General features: G+C 63.4%; 13 protein-coding genes. 3 read left to right on the top strand and 10 right to left on the bottom strand.

From position 1 onward, the window contains the following. Positions 1-5: 5 nt before the first annotated feature. Positions 6-938 (bottom strand): polyprenyl synthetase family protein, encoded by a 933-nt coding sequence (locus IEV88_RS01845; RefSeq protein ID WP_188159591.1) that lies wholly within the window; start codon positions 936-938, stop codon positions 6-8. Positions 939-1065: 127 nt separating this feature from the next. On the opposite strand from IEV88_RS01845, the gene fni reads away from it, so the two are divergent. After that, the gene (gene fni, locus IEV88_RS01840) at positions 1066-2112 is read left to right on the top strand and encodes a type 2 isopentenyl-diphosphate Delta-isomerase (protein ID WP_229731393.1); all 1047 of its coding nucleotides are present in this window, start codon (positions 1066-1068) and stop codon (positions 2110-2112) included. A gap of 740 nt (positions 2113-2852) precedes the next feature. On the opposite strand, the gene IEV88_RS01835 is transcribed toward fni, so the two are convergent. The 6 genes from IEV88_RS01835 to IEV88_RS01810 are packed head-to-tail and all read right to left on the bottom strand — an operon-like array spanning position 2853 to position 9623. Then, the gene (locus IEV88_RS01835; RefSeq protein ID WP_188159589.1) at positions 2853-4658 is read right to left on the bottom strand and encodes an acyl-CoA dehydrogenase; all 1806 of its coding nucleotides are present in this window, start codon (positions 4656-4658) and stop codon (positions 2853-2855) included. Continuing rightward, positions 4659-5837, bottom strand: a complete 1179-nt coding sequence (locus tag IEV88_RS01830; RefSeq protein ID WP_188159588.1) for an acetyl-CoA C-acyltransferase — start codon at positions 5835-5837, stop codon at positions 4659-4661. It abuts the gene before it with no gap. Continuing rightward, positions 5834-6769 (bottom strand): SDR family oxidoreductase, encoded by a 936-nt coding sequence (locus tag IEV88_RS01825; RefSeq protein ID WP_188159587.1) that lies wholly within the window; start codon positions 6767-6769, stop codon positions 5834-5836. Before IEV88_RS01825 ends, IEV88_RS01830 begins: the two co-directional genes overlap by 4 nt. A 16-nt stretch (positions 6770-6785) precedes the next feature. Continuing rightward, complete coding sequence (locus tag IEV88_RS01820; protein WP_188159586.1) at positions 6786-7256, bottom strand: MaoC family dehydratase; 471 nt, start codon at positions 7254-7256, stop codon at positions 6786-6788. Next, complete coding sequence (locus IEV88_RS01815) at positions 7253-8392, bottom strand: acyl-CoA dehydrogenase family protein (RefSeq protein WP_188159585.1); 1140 nt, start codon at positions 8390-8392, stop codon at positions 7253-7255. Before IEV88_RS01815 ends, IEV88_RS01820 begins: the two co-directional genes overlap by 4 nt. A 28-nt stretch (positions 8393-8420) precedes the next feature. After that, positions 8421-9623, bottom strand: a complete 1203-nt coding sequence (locus IEV88_RS01810; protein WP_188159584.1) for an acyl-CoA dehydrogenase family protein — start codon at positions 9621-9623, stop codon at positions 8421-8423. A 204-nt stretch (positions 9624-9827) separates the two neighbouring features. On the opposite strand from IEV88_RS01810, the gene IEV88_RS01805 reads away from it, so the two are divergent. Both IEV88_RS01805 and IEV88_RS01800 read left to right on the top strand, forming a co-directional pair. After that, positions 9828-11642, top strand: a complete 1815-nt coding sequence (locus tag IEV88_RS01805) for an autotransporter assembly complex protein TamA (RefSeq protein ID WP_188159583.1) — start codon at positions 9828-9830, stop codon at positions 11640-11642. After that, on the top strand, positions 11642-15571 hold the full coding sequence (locus IEV88_RS01800; protein ID WP_188159582.1) for a translocation/assembly module TamB domain-containing protein: 3930 nt from the start codon (positions 11642-11644) through the stop codon (positions 15569-15571). The genes IEV88_RS01805 and IEV88_RS01800 overlap by 1 nt, the downstream gene beginning before the upstream one ends. On the opposite strand, the gene eda is transcribed toward IEV88_RS01800, so the two are convergent. From eda to edd, 3 genes are read right to left on the bottom strand one after another with little or no spacing between them, the layout of a single operon-like run. Beyond that, positions 15568-16203 carry a bifunctional 4-hydroxy-2-oxoglutarate aldolase/2-dehydro-3-deoxy-phosphogluconate aldolase gene (eda, locus tag IEV88_RS01795; protein ID WP_188159581.1) on the bottom strand — a complete coding sequence of 212 codons (636 nt, stop codon included), beginning with the start codon at positions 16201-16203 and terminating at the stop codon, positions 15568-15570. The two genes, IEV88_RS01800 and eda, sit on opposite strands and share 4 nt — an antisense overlap. Beyond that, positions 16203-17171 (bottom strand): glucokinase, encoded by a 969-nt coding sequence (glk, locus tag IEV88_RS01790; RefSeq protein WP_188159580.1) that lies wholly within the window; start codon positions 17169-17171, stop codon positions 16203-16205. Before glk ends, eda begins: the two co-directional genes overlap by 1 nt. Before the next feature lie 36 nt (positions 17172-17207). After that, positions 17208-19043, bottom strand: a complete 1836-nt coding sequence (gene edd, locus IEV88_RS01785) for a phosphogluconate dehydratase (RefSeq protein ID WP_188159579.1) — start codon at positions 19041-19043, stop codon at positions 17208-17210. Positions 19044-19050 lie beyond the last annotated feature (7 nt).

Genomic DNA, 19050 nt, shown 5'->3' with positions numbered 1-19050 from the left:
CCTGTCTATTCCGCCGCGGTCCGGGCGAATTTCTCGTCGAACTTGTGGCTGATGAAAATGGCCAGATCAGCGAGCGGCGCATCGCCGCGACCGGCGCGGCGGGCATGGGCGATGGCCTCCTCGATATGCTGCTCGGCCATGGTGCGGGCCCTGTCGAGGCCATGCAGGGTGACGCTGGTCAGCTTGCCGGCATCGCGGCTGGTTGACTTGCCAGCCCCGGCGTCATCGACGACCTGGTCGAGGACGTCATCAAACGCCTGGTAGGCAAGGCCGACGGAGCCGGCGTAGGCGCACAGATGATCGGCAGTCAGGCCATCCGCGCCGGCGCATTCGGCCCCGGACAGGACGGCGGCGACGAACAGCGCACCGGTCTTGCAGTGATGCATTTCATCGAGGGTCGAGGCCTTGCGCGCGCCGGCCGACATCGGCTGGCTCATTTCCTGTTCGAGGTCTAGCGCCTGGCCGTTGACGAGCCCGGCCCAGCCGATCGAGGCGCTGAGGATATCGACCAGCCGCGTCTTCTGGCCATTGCTGAGCTGGCCGTCGCGGGCGATGACGCCGAACGCGCCGTTCATCAGCCCGATCCCGGCCAGGATCGCGACGTCCTCGCCAAAGGCGACATGGGTCGAGGGCACGCCGCGCCGCAGCGCCGCATCGTCCATCGCGGGAAGGTCGTCGAAAATCAGCGAGGCGGTGTGCACCATTTCCACGGCGCAGGCAGCATCGAGGGCATCTTCCTCGAGCCCGCCGCACTGGCGCGCCGCCAGCATGGTCATGATCGCGCGCAGGCGCTTGGCGGGCGAGAGCAGCGCATGGCGCGCCGCGCGGGCGGGGCTGCCCTTGTCCGGCACGAGATCGGCGAGGCGCGTCTCGGTCATGCTCTTCAGGCGGGCGAAATCCGCTTCTGTCAGACCGTGATGTTCCGGCGCGAAAGCCATGATACCTCTCCGGGAGCCCTGCATCCCTCACCCAATATGTCCACGATACGCGAACAACGGATTGATTGGCAACGCCATTGGTGCAAGGCTTCGCCAAGGTTCGGGCAGACAGGAGCACCGCCGCGCCGTGAGTGAAATTCAGTCGCGAAAACAGGATCATATCGACATTGTGCTGAACCGGGATGTCGGCTTTCCCGGTGTCACAACAGGGTTCGAGAAGTATCGATTCGACCATGTCGCCCTGCCGGAGCTGGCACTCGACGCCGTGTCGCTGCAATCCGCCTTCCTTGGCCACACCCTCGCCCTGCCCTTCCTGATCTCTTCCATGACCGGCGGGCCGGACAAGGCCGAGCAGATCAACCGAAATCTGGCCGAGGCGGCAGCAGAGCTGAAGATCGCCTTTGCCGTCGGCTCCCAGCGCGTGGCGCTGGAGGATGCGGGCGCGGCCGGGCTCGGCCGGGCGCTGCGCGATCTCGCCGGGACGGTCCCGCTGATCGCCAATCTCGGCGCGGCGCAGATCAGGGGCGCTGACGGGCCGGACCTTGCCGCGCGCGCCGCCGACATGATCGGCGCCGATGCGGTGTTCATCCATCTCAACCCGCTGCAGGAAGCGGTACAGACCGGTGGCGATACCGACTGGACCGGCGTCCTTTCCGCCATCGAGGCGGTCGCGACCTCCGGCCTCACCGTCGCGGTGAAGGAAGTCGGCTTCGGTATCAGCGGGCGCATCGCCCGTCAGCTCGTCGATACCGGCGTGTCGATCATCGATGTCGCCGGGGCCGGTGGCACGAACTGGGCCCGGGTCGAGGCGGCGCGGGTGAAAGACGACGACCGGCACGCCTTGATCAAGGCGCAGGTCGGCGCGGCCTTCCGCAATTGGGGCATCCCGACGGCGGAGGCGCTGGTCGAGGCGGCGATGGTCGCGCCCGACGCAACGCTGATCGCCTCCGGTGGTATCCGCGACGGGATCGAGGCGGCGATGGCGATCCGCCTCGGCGCGAGCCTCGCAGGCCAGGCCGCCCCGGCGCTCGCCCCGGCGCTGCAGGACCCGGAGAAGATCGTCGAGCATTTCACCGTGCTCGGCGAACAGCTGCGCACCGCGTGCTTCTGTACCGGGAGCAAGGACCTCGCGGCGCTGCGCACGGCGCAGCTGCGCGGGCCGGATGCGCCTTGAGCACAAGCAACGCCGCCACCAGACAGGTGCGAGCGTATGATGTAGACAGTCCGTCTTCGCTCTTCGAGCTACGGCGCGACGAGACTGCACGACGAGACGGTGGTCAGGCCGCCTGCACGAAAACCGCCGCCGAGCATCGCTCGCGAGCGTTTGAGACAGTCCGCCTTAGCTAAAGCTTCGGCGCGACAAGAGGGGGTCCGTGTGTAGCGGCCATTGCCTCTTTGAATAATAAAATGACTGGCATAGCTCTCGCTACACACGGCGGCGTTCGATGCGGGGCCAAAGTGCATAGCTCTCCCGCCCGGGGGCTACCCCGGGACGCCGTTCCGCCGGACGATGCAAAGCTGTACACACCCTCAATTGCCGGCAGAAACCTGATGCGCCAATCATCCGTGCAGGTCACACATCCGAACCGACGCCTCCACCCGGTCCTCACCGGGCTTGAATGGGGTTATACCTGCCTCTTGGAGGGTGGGGATAAGTTCTTCGTGTGCCTCAGTGTCATCCCGGCAAAGCGAAGCGCGAGCCGGGACCCATCTCTGATATGCGCCACGCGTGCGGAGAGCATTGAGCTTCTTTCGATCAACCACGCCCTACAAGCAAACACGGGTTCAGAGCTGGGTCCCGGATCGCCTGCGGCGTCCGGGATGACAAGAGGGGAGACATGTTCTCTTGTTCCACCGTATACGGATTCGTCAAGGGGCGCAGCCGGCTCTGTCGGCGGCGCAAATGCACTTTCGCTAAAACCACCCCTCATGCATCTCCATGCACGTCGTATCCAGCGTCGCCAGCAGGTCCAGCATCGGCGTAACGGACGGCAATTCGTAGGCGAAGAAATAGCGGCAGGCCTGCAGCTTGCCGCGATAGAAATTCTGCTCCGATGTGCCCGCCTCCATCGCCCGCGCGGCAATGATCGCCTGGCGCAGCCAGATCCACGCGACGACGACATGGCCGAAGGCATCAAGATAGATCGTGGCATTGGCGAGGTAGGCCTTCGGTCCTGCCACCCTAGCCTTCGCAGCCATTTCCATGGTCGTGGTCGTCAGCTTTTCCCAATACTCCAGCAGCGTGTCGCCGAACTCGCCGATATAAGGATAGTCTGTCTTGTGCGATGCCTCGTCCAGCGTCTTGCGGATTTCGGCGCCCAGCGCCTGTATCGCCGCGCCATCCTGCATCACCACTTTCCGGCCGAGCAGGTCGAGACCCTGAATGCCCTTTGTGCCTTCGTGGATCGGGTTGAGGCGATTGTCCCGGTACAGACGTTCGACCGGATAGTCGCGGGTATAGCCATAGCCGCCATGGACCTGGATCGCCTGGTCATTGGCGCGGGGGCCGTATTCAGACGGCCATGACTTCATCACCGGCGTCAGCAGCTCCAGCAGCAGGTTCAGCCGCGCCTTTTCGGTCTCATCCTCTGCCGTCTTCTCATCGTCGATCATGCGCGCACCGGTCAGGCACAGGGCGACGGCGCCCTCGGCATAGGCCTTTTGCTGCAGCAGCATCCGTTTCACATCCGCATGCTCGATGATCGGCACCATGGGATTTTCCGGGTTCTTGTCGTCGAGGGCGCGGCCCTGCCTGCGGTCTTTCGCGTAGTCAAGCGCGTGGAGATAGCCAGTATAGGCGGTCGAGGCCGCGCCGAGGCCGACGGCGATGCGCGCCTCGTTCATCATGTGGAACATGGCGGCAAGCCCCATGCCCTCCCCGCCGACGAGCCAGCCGGTCGCGCCGCCCGCGTCGCCAAAGTTCAGCACCGTGTTGACCGTGGCGCGATTGCCCATCTTGTGGTTGAGGCCGGCAAGCACGACATCATTGCGGTCGCCCGGGTTTCCATCCGCATCGGGAATGAATTTCGGCACGATGAACAAAGAGATGCCCTTCACACCCGCCGGGCCGCCCGGCACCCTGGCGAGGACCATATGGACGATGTTTTCCGACAAGTCGTGTTCCCCGCCGGAGATCCACATCTTGTTGCCGGTGATGTTGTAAGTGCCGTCCTCGCGGCGCTCGGCCTTCGTGCGGATATCGGCCAGCGACGAGCCCGCCTGCGGCTCTGACAGGCACATCGTGCCGAACCAGCGGCCCTCGATCATCGGCGCCGCGAAGCGCGCGATCTGCTCGCCGGAGCCATGGGCGATGATCAGCCGCGCAGCGGCACCCGTCAGCATCATGTAACCGGAGACATTGCCATTGGCCGCGCCCATGATCGCGCCGACGCCCTGGGAAATCAGATAGGGCAATTGCAGCCCGCCCAGCGCTTCCGGGAAGCTCATCGCCGGAAAGCCGGCCTCGACGTAAGCGTCCAGCGCTTCCCTGGTTTCCTTCGGCAGGATGGTGCGGCCATTGTCGAATTTGGGCTCTTCCCGGTCGGTCAGCGCCGCGATCGGCTGGAAGACATTCTCCCCCAGCTTTTCCGCCGTGTCCATGATCTGGTCGAACACTTCGCGCGAATGCTCCGCATAAAGCGGTTTAGTCGTCAGGCTTTCGGCATCCAGCATCTCATAGAGCAGGAAATCGAGATCGCGGCGCGAGATGATATTGGGCATCTAGGCGACCTCAAATAGGCCGGCAGCCCCCATGCCGCCGCCGACACACATGGTGCACACGACATATTTCGCGCCGCGCCGCTTGCCCTCGATCAGGGCGTGACCGACCATGCGCGCGCCGGACATGCCATAGGGGTGGCCGACGGAGATCGCGCCGCCATTGACGTTGAGCAGATCGTCGGGAATGCCGAGCTTGTCGCGGCAATAGAGGACCTGCACGGCGAAGGCCTCGTTCAGCTCCCACAGGCCGATATCGTCCATGGACAGGTTGTGCGCTTTGAGCAGCTTCGGGATCGCATAGACCGGGCCGATGCCCATCTCGTCCGGCTCGAGCCCGGCAACGGCGATGCCGCGATAGTACCCCAGCGGCGTCAGGCCGCGCTTTTCGGCTTCCTTCGCTTCCATGACGACTGCGGCGGACGCGCCATCGGAGAGCTGGCTGGCATTGCCGGCGGTGATGTAGGCATCCGCGCCCATGACCGGCTTCAGGCCGGACAGGCCGTCAAGCGTCGTCTCCGGACGATTGCCCTCGTCCTTCTCGAGGGTCACGTCCTTTTCGGAGATGGTGCCGGTTTCCTTGTCCTTGACCATCATCTTCGAGGGCAGCGGCACGATCTCGTCATCGAACTTGCCGGCTTCCTGCGCCGCGGCGGTGCGCTGCTGCGATTTCAGGGCGTATTCGTCCTGGGCCTCGCGCGAGATGCCATAGCGGGTCGAGACGATCTCCGCCGTCTCGATCATGGAGATGTAGGCCTTCGGGTGCATCTCGACGAGCGACTTGTCGGCCTGGATGCGGAATTCCGGCGTCTGCACCATGGAGATGGATTCAACGCCGCCGCCGACGACGATCTGCATATTGTCGGTGATGACCTGCTTGGCCGCCGTCGCGATCGCCATCATGCCCGACGCACACTGACGGTCAACGGACATGCCGGCGACCGTCACCGGCAGGCCGGCGCGCAGGAGCGCGTTGCGGGCGATATTGTTGGCCTGATAGCCCTGCTGCATCGCTGCGCCGAGAATGACGTCATCGACGTCGGCGCCATCGACCCCGGCCCGTTCGACAGCGTGGCTGATCGCGTGGCCGGCCAGTGTCGGCGACGGGGTATTGTTGAACGCGCCGCGATAGGCGCGGCCAATGGGCGTGCGGGCGGTCGATACGATGACGGCTTCTCTCATGATTGGTCTCCTGATTTTTTCTGGTGGGCCGCGATCTTGCCGAGGAAGTTCATGTTCGGCCCGTTTGAGTCCTGGTAGAAATTGATGGTCGATGTGTCGGATATGGCGTCCCAGTGCTCGGCGACAGCCTCGGGCGACAGCTTACCCGGGGGCAGATAGACACCGTCCGTCTCCGCCATAAAGGCGCGGGCAAAGCCGCCGGCGGCGCAGGACAGGATCGCTTTCGACGGGCCGTCCTTGCTGACCAGCCAGATCACCCCGGCGGTCACGGCTTCCGGTTTCATCTGCTCGAAGACCTGGTCCGGGATGCCGAGATCCTCCGTCATCCGCGTTGCCGCCGTCGGTGCCAGCGCGTTGACATGGATGTTGTATTTCGCGCCTTCCAGATGCAGCGCGTTCATGAAGCCGATCAGCGCCGCTTTCGCCGCGCCGTAATTGGCCTGGCCGAAAATGCCGTACAGGCCGGAGGGCGAGGACGTCATCATGATGCGCCCGTAATTCTGCTCGCGCATCACCGGCCAGACCGCCTTGGTGCAATTGGCGCTGCCGGTGACATGCACGTCGAGCACCAGTTCGAAATCGTCCATGTCCATCTTGGCGAAAGTCTTGTCGCGCAAGATGCCGGCATTGTTGATCAGGATATCGACGCGGCCCCACTCGTTCAGCGCATCGGCGACCATTTTCTCGACCTGGTCGCGATTGGTGACATTGGCGCCATTGGCGATGGCCTCGCCGCCCGCCATCCGGATTTCCTCGACGACCTTCAACGCAGCTTCGCTGGAGGCACCCGTGCCATCGCGCGCGCCGCCGAGATCGTTGACGACCACTTTAGCGCCGCGCTTGGCAAGTTCCAGCGCGTGGGAGCGCCCGAGACCGCCACCGGCGCCGGTGACTATCGCGACCTGACCGTCGAACCTGATTTCATCCGTCATCGTGTCGTCACTCCGTCTATTGCTGTTGCTGCACCACTTGCATGGTCAGCCATTCGGCGGCAAGGGCGGGTTTGTCCTCGCCCTCGATCTCTACCGTGACGCCAAATTTCAGGGTGAAGCGGCCATGGCTGCCCTCTTCCACCGCGCCCAAGACGAACCGTCCGCGCACGCGCTTTCCCGCCCTCACCGGCTGGACGAAGCGCACCTTGTCGAAGCCATAATTGATGCCCATGACGAGGTCTTCCAGCACCGGCATGCCCGCTGTCGCGGCCAGATGCGACAGCATGGACAGGGTCAGGAAGCCGTGGGCGACGGTGCCGCCGAACGGGGTCTTCGCCGCTGCCGCCTCATCGACATGGATGAACTGGTGATCATGGGTGATATCGGCAAACTTGTTGATCGTCTGCTGGTCGATGGTGCACCAGTCGGAAACGCCGACCTCGCTGCCGATCATGCCTTCGAGATCCTTGCGGCTGACGGTTCTCATGCTGCGTCCTTTCTCAGGCCGGTCAGCATTTCATAGCGGCGCTGGTGATAGTCGCGATTGCCGAACAGCGTGTCGAGCATGGTCGCATGCATGAAGTAGTGGCCGATGGCCATTTCCTCCGTAATGCCCATACCGCCATGCAGCTGGACCGCCGCCTCGCCGACGAACTTGCCGGTCTTGCCGATGAAGACCTTGGCCATGGCCGCGGCTTTCGCCCGCTCCTCCGGATCGGCATCGGCGAGCGCCGTGGCGCGGACGGCCATCGACTTCATTTCCTCGCCCGCCATGAACATGTCGGCCATGGTGTGTTGCAGCACCTGCTGCTTTGACAGCGGCACGCCGAACTGCTCGCGCTGGCGGGTATAGTCCACCGTCAGTTCGGTCATGCGTTTCGCAAGCCCGGTCATTTCCGCCGCGCAGGCGATGATGCCCCGGTCGACGGCCATTTCCAGCAGGGCGAGCCCCTCGCCTTGCGTGCCGATCAGCGTGGCCGGCGCCTTGTCGAGGATCACATCCCCGGCGGCGAAGCCATCGATGGTGCGATAATCCTTCACCGTCACGCCATCCGCCTGCGGATCGACCAGGAACAGGCCGATGCCGTCGCGGTCGCGGGTGCCGCCATCTGTCCGTGCCGAAACGATCAGCCTGCCGGCCAGCGGCGCGGCGAGGACGACCGATTTATGGCCGGCCAGCGCATAGGCATCGCCCGTTTTCTCTGCCGTCGTTTCGACATGGAAGAGATCGTAGCGGCTGCGCGGCTCGGCATAGGCGAGCCCCATGACCAGCTCGCCGCCGGCGATCTGCGGGATCAGCTCTTCGGCGACAGTGCCGCCGACGGCCTGCAGGATCGACCCTGCCAGCACCACGGTCGGCAGGTATGGCTCGACCACCAGCGCCCGGCCCAGCTCCTCCATCACCACCATGATATCCGTCGGTCCGCCATCGAGCCCGCCATGGGCCTCGGCAAAGGGCACGGCCATCAGGCCAAGCTCGGCCAGCTGCCCCCAGACCTCCGGGTTCCAGCCTGCCTCGGACCTGATGATCTTGCCGCGCGCCTCGAAATCATAGCGGTCGCGCAGGAACCGGGAAAGCGACTCCCGGATCATCTCCTGTTCGTCTGTCAGATCGAAATTCATCAGTGTCGCTCCTAAAAGCCGCTATCTTCTAAAGACCCAAGATCATCTTGGCGATGATATTGCGCTGGATTTCATTGGTGCCGCCATAGATCGTTGTCTTGCGCATGTTGAAATAGCGCGCAGCGGTCTCGACCGCGAAGTCCGGCCCCACCTGACTGTTGGAGGGGGGCGCTTCTTTGTGGCCGAGCTCGCGCTGGAACGGCAGTCCGTAAGTGCCCGCGGCGTCGAGGAACATGTGCGAAATGCGCTGCTGGATTTCCGTGCCGCGTATTTTCAGCAGCGAGCTTTCCGGCCCCATGCCGCCACCGGATTCTTCGCGGGCAAGCGCGCGCAACTCGGTGAATTCCAGCGCCGTCAAGTCGATCTCCGTCTCGGCAATGCGGCGGACGAAATCGGCATCCTCCATCAGGCTCGGCGCATCGCCATACAGGTCCTTGTCCGCAGCGATCTGCTTCAGCCGGTCGAGCGCGCGCCATGATTGATGCACGCCGGCGATGTTGGAGCGTTCATGGGTCAGCAGGAACTTGGCATAGGTCCAGCCCTGGTTCTCCTGCCCGACGAGATTGTCAGCCGGTACACGGACATTTTCGAAGAACACTTCGTTGACCTCGTGGTCGCCGCCCAGCGTGATGATCGGACGCACGGTGATGCCCGGCGACTTCATGTCGATGAGCAGGAAGGAAATCCCCTGCTGCTTTTTCCCGGCATTCGGGTCGGTGCGCACGAGACAGAAGATCCAGTCGGCATATTGCGCCAGCGTCGTCCAGGTCTTCGACCCGTTGACGATGTAATCATCCCCGTCGCGGACAGCCCTGGTGCGCAAGCTGGCGAGATCGGACCCTGCGCCGGGCTCGGAATAGCCCTGGCACCACCAGATGTCGCCGGACAGGGTCGGCGGCAGGAAGCGCTCTTTCTGCTCGTCTGAGCCGAAAGTGTAGATCACCGGGCCGACCATGGAGATGTTGAAGGGCAGGATCGGGAAGGCATCGGCGGCGGCGCATTCCTTGTCGAAGATATAGCGCTGCGTCGGCGTCCAGCCGGTGCCGCCATATTCCTCCGGCCAGGCCGGGGCGATCCAGCCGCGCGCATGAAGCTTACGGTGCCAGTCGAGGTAGTTATCCCGGGTAAACTCAGTCTTGCTGCCGCGTTTTTCAGCCGGCCACGCCTCGTCCAGAAAGGCTTTCACCTCCTGCCGGAATGCTTCTTCCCTGTCGCTGAATTTCAAATCCATACTCACACCTTCTTTCCCCGCGAGATGGACCCAACTTATCCGCTGCATGGGGGGTGTCAAAACAATGGTGCAGTTGGCACTGTAATTGCTCGAAAGCCCATAGATTACGGAACTTTAGAGTAGCTCGCGCTTTTCATGTGATATTAATCAGGGCGGCCTAGATATGGATAAGAATTCTTTACCGTTGTCAGTGTGATTTTGAAGTTGGGCCAGACCAGACCATTTCCCCGGTATCCCCGGCTTGCGACCAGTGTAGTCGTTGCTGCGGCCCTTGCTGTCGCCACGCCGATCCTCGCCCCCGCTTGGGCACTTGATTTCGAGCGCGAGGTGATCATCGAAGGGCTGACGAGCGATGATCTGCGCCGCGAGCTGCGCGCCCTGTCGAACCTTGTCGGGACCGACCGCACCTATACCAGCCTTGCCTCCATCCGCCGCACTGCGCAGGACGATGCAAACCGTATGCAGGAAGCGCTCAACTCGAAGGGCTACTACGCCGCCTCGATCGCACCAATGGTCGTGCGCAGCGATGACCGTGCACTGATCACCTTCGAGATCGACCGCGGCCCGCGCTTCGACATCACCGATTATCGGATCGCCTATCAGGACGAAATCACCGCCGACCGCCCGCAGACATTCGCCGAAGCCGATGTCACCACCGGGAACGATCCGAGCGGCGACGCCCTCGCCCGGCTGGAAAACCGGCTGCTGACCTGGCTGCAGCAGAATGGCTATCCCGCGGCGCGGGCCAACCGCCATTTCGTCGAGGCAAATTTCGACACCGGCAATGCCGTGGCCGTATTCGAGATCACCTCAGGGCCGGAAGCCTATTTCGGCGAGGCCGTCGTTCAGGAAACGGACCGCACTCGGGAGACCTTCATCGCTGCCTATGCCCCATGGGAAGAAGGCACGCTTTATAACCGCGATGAAGTCGTCGATTACCGGGAAAAACTGGGCAAGACCGGCCTGTTCCGGGAGATCAGTGTCGAGCCCGGGCAAACGCAACCGGACGGGCGAACGGACCTGATCGTTACCGTCAGCGAACGCGACCACCGCACCGTCGGTGCTGGCGTCTCCTACGCCACCGATGTCGGTCCCGGTGTCAGCCTGTACTGGCAGAACCGCAATCTGCTGCGGCGTGGTGAAACACTGACTGCCCAGACGAAACTGTCCGGCCCCGAACAGATCCTTGGGCTGACTTTAGGTAAGCCGCTGCCAACCCTGCCTGGCCGGTTCGAGAGCGAGATATCCTTCACCAACGACATCACCGATGCGTTCGACGCGCAGACGCTTGAACTGTCGTCATCCCTGAGCAAGACGTGGTTTGCGGAAAAGCTGGAAGCCTCCGGCGGTCTTGGCATCGCCTATTCGCAAGTCGAGGATGCCCGCGCCCGCCTGTCGTCGACGGACAGGTTCAGAACCGCCACTTTCACCTATGCCAAGATTCCCTTTTCGCTTTCCTGGAACAGCGACAATGATCTGCTGAACCCGACGCGCGGCTTCCGTGCCGGTATCGGCCTGACGCCCTATGTCGGCGATGTCAACTTCCTGCGCGGCACACTGACCGGCGCGACACGGACGACGCTGGGCGAGGACAACCAGTACACACTGGCGGTGCGCGGTCTGATCGGCTCCAGCTTTGGGGTTGATACCTTCGATATACCGGCCACGGAGCGTTTCTATGCAGGTGGCGGTGGATCTGTTCGCGGTTTCGCCTATCAGGAAGCAGGCCCTCTCAATGTCCGAGGCAACCCCATCGGCGGCGCATCGATCATCGAGGTCAATACCGAGGCGCGGTATAATCTCCGCGAGAAGATCCAGCTTGCCCTGTTTCTCGACGGCGGCACGGTGTCCGACAGCGAAGTACCTGATTTTTCCGAGGAAGTGCTGTGGGGTGCTGGTATCGGCGCGCGTTACCTGACGCCCATCGGGCCCTTGCGCGTCGATCTCGCCACGCCGCTCAACCCGCGTGACAGCGATGATGCTATCCAGTTCTATATCGCGCTGGGGCAGCCTTTCTGATGCGGCTCGCGTTCAACATAGTCCTTATCATTGGTGCCTTGATCATCGGCGCGGTGATCGTCACGTGGCTCTATTTCGTGCATACGCCGCCGGGCCGCGATTTCCTGAAGACCCGCGCCGAAAGCATCGCCCAACAGGTCGTGCGTGACCAGCTGCAGAGCGAGCTGACCATCGGTGAACTGGAGAATGGGCTGCCCGGTCGCATCGCAATCAACGACATCACCCTCAGCGCCGATGGAGAGGTCTGGTTCGAGGCAGATCGCGCCGTCATGCTCTGGAACCCCTTTGCCCTGATGAACCGCAAGGTGCTGATCCGCGAATTCACCCTGCAGGATGCCGACCTCCATGCCCTGCCGCCGGACCGTCCGGCCCCGGAGGAAGAGACCGGGGACGAACCCTTCTCCCTGCCGCAGGAGCTGCCCTGGATCGATATCGAGCGCATCACGATCTCCTCGCTGCGCCTTGCAGAGGGCATTGCCGGGGAGGCCCGCACGATCCGTGCCGAGGGGCGCTTCTCCACCGCCGATAACCGCCTGTCGTCGGACCTCACTATCACCACTGGCGACAATGACGACCTGATCCGTATGCTGGTCAAAACCCAGCGCCGGATCCTCACTGTCGACCTGACGGCCAGATCCTCCGAAAATGGTCTCGTCAATTATTATCTCGATGCCGGCGGGCCGGTGGAAATTGCGCTGACCGGCAAGGGGCCGCTCGGCGCGTGGGCGGGCACGCTCACTGCTGAGGCTGCCGCTTATGGCACGGCAGAGCTGGAATTCAGCGGCGATCTTGCCTCCCGCGACAGCCTCTCCCTGACCGGCAGCGTCTCCCCCGGCGCGCAATGGCCGGAAGCGGCGCGCGAAGCGGCCGGCGACGCGCTGATCCTCGACCTTGCCGTCACCACGAATCTGGGGCGCCGAACGGTCAGAATGCAGACAATCGAAGGCGCGTTCGGCACCCTGTCTGGCGAGGTCACCGGAATCGGCGATGACGGCACTATCGACAATGGCGAGATCGACCTGACACTGGATCTCGACCGCGCCTATGCCGGGACCATCGGGGCCAGCACGATCGCCGGACAGAATGTCCTGACCGGGCAACTCGCCTATGATGCCGATGGCGCTGTCGCCGCGACGGGCACGCTGGCAACGCCGGCCGGCCAGATTGACTTCACCGATCTCGATTACGCCGAAGAGACCCTGACCGGCGACATTTCCGTCAGCATGGCGCGATTGCCGGTCGATGACGAAACCCTCAACGAGCTGTTCCCGCGCGGCCTCAACGCCAGCGCCGACATCACCTATGGCGCGTCTCAGCTGCGGGCACAGAATATCGACCTCTACGCCGGCCAGCAGCGCGGCAACGCCACTATCGTGCTCAACGGCAATGCTGACTATGACATGGACGCCGAGCGCGTTTCCTCCTCCGGCTCCCTGAGCGTTGCGCCAGCCATTATCGCGGTCTTCACCGACGCAGTCAGCTTCGATGGCCCGATACGCAGCCGGTTTTCCGTCAGCGGTCCGCTCGACACTCTGGCGCTGGAGCTGACCAGCGATTATGCCGCGGGCTCGCTGTCGGATCAGGCCTTTGCTGCCGGCGTCCTTCAAGCGAGCTTCAACGGCCTGCCGCAGCGGCCCGATGGCAGCCTGAGCCTGCAGTCGGCTGACAATTCCTATACCGGGCGCGTCGTTCTCGATACGCTGCAGTCTGACGATATCGTCGCTCGCGATATCTCCTTTTCGTCCGCGCTTCTCAGCGTGTCTGGCGATGCCCGGGTCAACCCGGAAACCATGGCCGCGAGCGGCGATCTGCAACTGGAAACCACCGGCGATGTCGCCATCAGCGCCGACCGGTCTGTTTCAGGCACGGCGAGTGTGACCTTCGACACCGCCATGCAGGGCGACACCCGCACCATCAGCGCCGATATCACCGCAACCGATCTGCGCACCGCCGACGCCGCGCTTGAGTCCCTCGAACTGACGGTGCGCGGCACCGCACAGAGTGCCGATATCGACCTCACCGCCGTTAACATCCTTCTGCCCAATGACTATCTCGTCACCAGCCTGACCAGCGAGGCGACGGTCGGACAGACCGCGGACGGCTTTACCGCCGATATCGCGAGCTTTGTCGCCCGCACCGGGGCCGGTACGCCGGACGAGACGATCCGCCTGCTCGAGCCGACCCGCATCGCCTATAGCAATGGCGTCGTCACCTTCGCCGAGACCCGGATCGACAGTTTCGACCGCAGCGAGTTCATCATTGCCGGTCAGTATGGCCCCGACCGCTGGGTGCTCGACGCATCGGGCACCGCCGTGCGTGTCCCCGGCCTGCAGTCGCCACTCACCTTCGAGATCGATCTCGATACGGATGAGGCGGTGCCCGGCACGCTTACCCTCTCCGGCGAAGTGCAGGACCAGAATGACGAATTGCACCGCCTGACCGCGCAGGGCGAGTGGAATGGCGAAACGCTGTCCCTGCGCGCCCGCTTGCGCGATGCCGACAACGACTTTCCCGGCGAACTGACCATGTCCGTGCCGGTCGCGCTGATACGCGGCGAGAGCCTGTCGGTCGGGACCGGCGATGGCGCCATCGATGGCCGCTTCGTCTATGATGCAGGCATCGAGAATATCGTCGCCTTCGTGCCGCTCGACGAGAATTTCCTGACCGGCCAGCTGGTCTCCGAGATCGATATCGGCGGCACGCTGGAGCAGCCGGAGATCGCCGGCAATGCGCGGCTGGTCGATGGCCGGTTCGAGGAACCGCGCTCCGGTGCCGTGCTCAACGACATGAACGGCGATCTGTCCTTTTCCTACGACGCCAGCGGCTCGACCGGCTCGTTCTCGGTAACGGCGAGCGATGCGACGGGCCGGGCCGATGCATTCGACCTGACCGGCGAGCTGCTGTTCGGCGGCGTCGCCGGGGAAGCAGGCTCCAGCGTCGAGGGCACGCTGGTGCTCGATCGGGCGACACTGATCGAATCCTCCGATCTCTCCGTCACCGTCTCCAGCAATCTCGACGTGACGGGCACGGCGCGCGAGATGCTGCTTGCCGGCGACATCAATATCCGGAACCTCGACGCGATCATTCCGGAGACACCGTCGCGCAAGAGCTATACGCCGGTCACGGTCGTTCGCGTCGACGAAAACAATGAACCGATCCGGGCGGACCGCGAGGAGGCAGAAGCCCCGACACCGGTCACCATCGCGCTCGACCTTTCCATCACCGCTGACAATCAAATCTATATCAGCGGCCGCGGCCTGCAGAGCGAATGGCAGGCCGATCTCGACGTGACAGGCACGGCAACCAAGCCGGTCCTCAACGGAGCGATCGAAAATGTCGACGGCGTGTTCGAATTCGCCGGGCGGCGTTTCAATATTACCAATGGCGAGATCATCTTTGCGGAGCCGAACGGCCTGACCCCGCGGCTCGACCTCGCGGCAAGCTATGAGACCAATACACCGGCGCGTGGCGACATCACCGCAACGATCCGGGTCACCGGATCTTCGGAGTCGCCCGATATCCGCCTGACCTCCACCCCGACCCTGCCGCAGGAAGACATCATGTCGCTGATCCTGTTCGGCAAGGACCCGGGCCAGCTGACCGCCTATGAATCCCTGCAGATCGCCCAGTCGGTCGCAGCCCTGACCGCGACCGGCCCGTTCGGCGGCGGCGGCATCACCAATTCCCTGCGCCGGTCTGCAGGCCTCGACACGCTGTCCTTCGGCGAGGATGCGGAAACCGGCGGCGGCACGCTGACCGTCGGCAAATATGTCTCGGACGAGGTCTATGTCTCGGCAACGCAGGGCCTGGGCAACGCCGGCAATTCAGTCAGCGTGACCTATGAAGTCTCCGATCACATTACCGTGGAATCGACGCTGGAAGAGACCGGTGCCCAGAGCGTCTCGGCCAATTACAAGAAGGACTACTAGCCCTTTATCTCTTTGTACAGAGCAACCGCCGCTTTCGACGTGGCGGTGATCTCGTCCCATTTGTGCCCGTCGATCATCTGCCTGGTCGCGATCCACGAGCCGCCGGCGCAAACGACATTCGGCAGCGACAGATAGTCCTTCGCATTGTCCGGCGACACGCCGCCCGTCGGGCAGAAGCGAAGGGATTTGAGCGGCCCGCCCAGGGCCTTGATATAGGGCGCGCCACCAGCGACCTCGGCGGGGAAGAATTTCAGGGCGGTGAAGCCATGATCCATCGCCGTCATCGCCTCGCTCGCCGTGGCGATGCCGGGCAGGATCGGCACGGACTGGGTTTCGGCAAAGGAGAGCAGCGGCAGGGTGATGCCGGGCGAGACGATAAAATCCGCACCATGATCGACGGAGGCCTTGTAGTCGGCTTCGTTCAGCACCGTGCCCATGCCGGTGATCAGTGACGGCGCGGCTTTCTTGATCGCAGCCAGCGCATCGAGCGCGGCGGGCGTGCGCATGGTCAGCTCGATCACTTCCAGTCCGCCATCGAGGAAAGCCCGGGCAAGGTCACCGGCGACGCCTGCATCAGCGATCTCGATGACCGGGATGATGGTCGCCTTGTCGAGTATGGTGTCGATCGTCATTATCCGAAATCCTTCAAGAGCTTTGCGGCCCCGATCAGGGCAGTATTGGGCGATGTGATGAGATGGACGGGGATGTCGTCGAAATAATGGTCCATCGGCGACTTGTCGGAGAATGCCTGGCGGAACGTACTGGCCTCGAAGAATTCGCGGATCTTCGGCAGGATACCGCCGGCAAGGCTGACCCCGCCCCGCGCCCCGGTCGACAGCACGATATTGCCGGCATAGATGCCGAGCGCGTCGCAGAACATGTCCAGTGTTTCCTCCGCCAGCTGATCATTATGCTCGAGCGCGGCGGTCGTGACCTGTTCCGGTGTCTTCAGGTCGCAATGGTGCTGGTCGATGGCACACAGGGCGCGATAGGTGTTGAGGATGCCCTTGCCGGAGACGATCCGCTCGAACGTCACATGGCCGAACATGCGCGTCAGGTGCTGCAGCACGGCGATCTGCCGCTCCGTGCGCGGGGAGAAGCTGACATGCCCGCCCTCGGTCGCGACGACGCGGTAATTCCCCTCGAACGGCACGATCAGGCCGAGACCGAGACCCGTCCCCGGCCCGAGTACAGCCCGCGGATAATCCGGCAGGATGTCACCGGGCTTGATCTCGACCCTCTCGTCTTCGGGCAGGAACAGCGTGCCATAGGTCATGGCGCGGAAATCATTGACCACCATCATGTGGTCGAGCGACAGGCTCTTCTCCAGCCTGTTGCCGTCAAGCATCCAGGCGGAATTGGTGAAGTCCACCACCCTGTCCTTGATCGGCCCGGCAACCGCGAAACACGCATCTTTCAGATCGCTTTCTGAAATGCCCCCGAGATAATCGTTCAGCGCGTCTTCCAGCTTGTCATACTCGCTGGATTTATAGTCCTTGCGCTCGAAAAGATGCACGCCATCGGCAGAATCGTCGAGCGTGGCGAGGCAGAAGCGGGCATTGGTGCCGCCAATATCCGCGATGAGAAAAGGCTTACTCAACGATTTCTTCCCTATTCAGTTCGTGCCGTGACGGCTTCAGAATGCCACGGCGGAGGCAAAGGTGATCGCCCCGGTTTCGGCGGTCGAGGCGACCTGGCGCATGCCGGCGAAGAGCTCGCGCCCCATGCCGGTCTCATTGGCGATGATGTCGGATGGCGGCGCCTCGCGCGCGGTCAGCTCCTCGTCGCTGACATCGACGCTCAGCACGCCATTGACGGCGTCGAGCGTGATCATGTCGCCATCGCGAATCTTGCCGATAATGCCGCCCTTGACCGTTTCCGGCGACAGGTGGATCGCCGCCGGCACCTTGCCGGACGCGCCCGACATGCGGCCATCAGTGACCAGCGCGACCTTGTAGCCCTTGTCCTGGATGACGCCGAGCGGCGGCGTCAGCTTGTGCAGTTCCGGCATACCGTTGGCACCCGGCCCCTGATTGCGCACGACGGCGATGAAATCGCATTCCAGCTCGCCTGCCTTGAACCGCGCCAGCAGATCGGCCTGGCTGTCGAAGACGATGGCCGGCGCCGTGACTTTCTGGTGTTCCGGATTGACGGCGGAGATCTTGATCACCGCCCGCCCGATATTGCCGGACAGAACCTGCAGCCCGCCGCTCGGCTGGAACGGCTTGGCATAGGGGCGCACGATCGACTCGTCCTTCGATTCCTTTTCGGCTTCGACCCAGTGCAGCTTGCCGTCCTTGAGGAACGGCTCGGACTTGTAGTCCTCCATGCCGCCGCGCGACACGGTATTGACGTCCGTATGCAGAAGGCCGTTTTCCATCAGCTCGCGCATCATGAACGGCAGGCCGCCGGCCTGGGCGAAATGGTTCACATCCGCCGGACCATTCGGGTAGACGCGGCACAGCAGCGGCGTGACGCCCGAAAGCTCGGAGAAATCGTCCCAGTCGATGATGATCCCGGCGGCGCGGGCAATGGCAACGAGGTGGATCGTGTGGTTGGTCGATCCGCCGGTCGCGTTCAGACCGATCATCGCATTGACGATCGATCTCTCGTCGACGACCTCGTAAAGCGGCGTGTATTCATTGCCATGCTTGGTGATCTCTGCAACGCGCCTGGCGCTTGCCGCCGTCATCGCCTCGCGCAGCGGCGTGCCCGGATTGATGAAGGCAGAGCCCGGCAGGTGCACGCCCATGACCTCCATCAGCATCTGGTTCGAGTTCGCCGTGCCATAGAAGGTGCAGGTGCCCGGCGAGTGATAGGACGCGCTCTCGGCTTCCAGCAATTCCTTCTGGCCGATCTTGCCTTCGGCATAAAGCTGGCGGATGCGGACCTTTTCCTTGTTCGGCAGGCCGGAAGGCATCGGCCCCGCCGGTACGAAGACGAATGGCAGGTGACCGAAGCGCAGCGCGCCGATCATCAGTCCGGGAACGATCTTGTCGCACACGCCAAGGCACAGCGCCGCATCGAAAACGTTGTGCGAGAGCGAGATCGCCGTCGCCATGGCGATGACATCGCGCGAGAACAGCGACAGCTCCATGCCGGGCTCGCCCTGGGTGACGCCATCGCACATCGCCGGTACGCCGCCAGCGACCTGGCCGACGGCACCGACCTCGCGCAGGGCCTTCTTGATGATATCGGGATAGGTGCCGAGCGGCTGGTGCGCCGAGAGCATGTCGTTATAGGAGTTGACGATGCCGACATTGATATTGTCGCCATGCATCAGCGCCTGCTTGTCCTCGTCAGGGCAGCCGGCGATGGCATGGGCAAGGTTGCCGCAGGAAATGTCATTGCGGCTCGGCCCTTCCGCGGCGGCCTTCTTCATCAGGCTGACATAGGACTCGCGGCTCTTCCGGCTGCGCTCCTGGATACGGTCGGTCACCTCTGCGATGACGGGATGGAGGCGGTCACTCATGGTTCTT

Source organism: Aquisalinus flavus (genome assembly GCF_014640095.1).
Classification (GTDB): domain Bacteria; phylum Pseudomonadota; class Alphaproteobacteria; order Caulobacterales; family Parvularculaceae; genus Aquisalinus; species Aquisalinus flavus.
This window is presented reverse-complemented; position numbering and strand designations above follow the sequence as displayed.

Coding starts and splice junctions, on each gene's coding strand:
- IEV88_RS01800 (WP_188159582.1), top strand. CDS start 11,642: ATGCGGCTCGCGTTCAACATAGTCCTTATCATTGGTGCCTTGATCATC.
- IEV88_RS01815 (WP_188159585.1), bottom strand. CDS start 8,392: ATGAATTTCGATCTGACAGACGAACAGGAGATGATCCGGGAGTCGCTT.
- IEV88_RS01820 (WP_188159586.1), bottom strand. CDS start 7,256: ATGAGAACCGTCAGCCGCAAGGATCTCGAAGGCATGATCGGCAGCGAG.
- IEV88_RS01830 (WP_188159588.1), bottom strand. CDS start 5,837: ATGAGAGAAGCCGTCATCGTATCGACCGCCCGCACGCCCATTGGCCGC.
- edd (WP_188159579.1), bottom strand. CDS start 19,043: ATGAGTGACCGCCTCCATCCCGTCATCGCAGAGGTGACCGACCGTATC.
- IEV88_RS01810 (WP_188159584.1), bottom strand. CDS start 9,623: ATGGATTTGAAATTCAGCGACAGGGAAGAAGCATTCCGGCAGGAGGTG.
- eda (WP_188159581.1), bottom strand. CDS start 16,203: ATGACGATCGACACCATACTCGACAAGGCGACCATCATCCCGGTCATC.
- IEV88_RS01845 (WP_188159591.1), bottom strand. CDS start 938: ATGGCTTTCGCGCCGGAACATCACGGTCTGACAGAAGCGGATTTCGCC.
- IEV88_RS01825 (WP_188159587.1), bottom strand. CDS start 6,769: ATGACGGATGAAATCAGGTTCGACGGTCAGGTCGCGATAGTCACCGGC.
- IEV88_RS01835 (WP_188159589.1), bottom strand. CDS start 4,658: ATGCCCAATATCATCTCGCGCCGCGATCTCGATTTCCTGCTCTATGAG.